Genomic DNA, 1,374 nt, shown 5'->3' on the forward strand with positions numbered 1-1,374 from the left:
GGGGATAAGCAGTTACCAATGGAACTTTGGAGACGGCAGTGCGGTCTCGACGGATGCCGACCCTGTCCATACCTATGCCAATACGGGCACGTACAGTGCGGTTCTCACCGTTACCGATGCGAACGGTCAGACCGACACCGACACGGTTTCCATCAACGTGACGGGCCCCATCAGCGAGGGCGTGACAAGCCTTACCTTGGTGGATGCATCGACGGACACCGACCTTTTCAATATTTCCGATGGACAGCAGCTTGACCTGGGCCCCACGGGCGGGCAGTCGCTGAACGTTCGGGCGAATACCTTGGGCAATCCGGGTAGTGTGCTACTTCAATTAACAGGCCCAGAGACCGTTTCGCGCCGTGAAGGAGTGGCACCTTACGCACTGTTCGGGGATATATCGGGCAACTATGAAGCGCAGGACCTTCCCTTGGGAGACTACACCTTGACTGCCACGGCCTACAACGGTGGCACGGAGAGCAGTGGGGTCTTGGGGCAGCCCTTGACCATTACCTTCTCGGTAGTGGCCAGTACGGGGGGGCTTCCCGTAGCGTTGGCAACGGCCGATGTGGAATCGGGGGAAGCTCCCTTGACGGTGAATTTCACGGGCAGCAATTCCATTGACGATACCGGGATAAGCAGTTATCAATGGGACTTTGGTGACGGTAGTGCGGTCTCGACCGAGGCGGACCCTGCCCACACCTATACCAATGCGGGTAATTACAGCGCCGTCCTCATCGTTACCGATGGTGACGGACAACAGGATACCGACACGGTCACTATCACGGTCACTATCACGGTCACCGTTCCGGTAAGCGCCCCTCCTTCGGCATTGGCCCAAGCGGACCAAGTGGAAGGCGACGCCCCGCTGGAGGTACAGTTTACGGGGAGCAATTCCGTGGACGATGAGGGGATAAGCAGTTACCAATGGAACTTTGGAGACGGCAGTGCGGTCTCGACGGATGCCGACCCTGTCCATACCTATGCCAATACGGGCACGTACAGTGCGGTTCTCACCGTTACCGATGCGAACGGTCAGACCGACACCGACACGGTTTCCATCAACGTGACGGGCCCCATCAGCGAGGGCGTGACAAGCCTTACCTTGGTGGATGCATCGACGGACACCGACCTTTTCAATATTTCCGATGGACAGCAGCTTGACCTGGGCCCCACGGGCGGGCAGTCGCTGAACGTTCGGGCGAATACCTTGGGCAATCCGGGTAGTGTGCTACTTCAATTAACAGGCCCAGAGACCGTTTCGCGCCGTGAAGGAGTGGCACCTTACGCACTGTTCGGGGATATATCGGGCAACTATGAAGCGCAGGACCTTCCCTTGGGAGACTACACCTTGACTGCCACGGCCTACAACGGTGG

The 1,374-nt window shown here is 58.2% G+C and carries 1 protein-coding gene; it reads left to right on the forward strand.

What is annotated here, in order from left to right; all coding sequences use genetic code 11:
* A partial coding sequence (locus EO130_RS06215; protein WP_127140666.1) for a PKD domain-containing protein occupies positions 1-1,374 on the forward strand: 1,374 nt, incomplete at both ends.

This window comes from Flagellimonas marinaquae, from assembly GCF_003992675.1.
Lineage (GTDB): Bacteria > Bacteroidota > Bacteroidia > Flavobacteriales > Flavobacteriaceae > Flagellimonas > Flagellimonas marinaquae.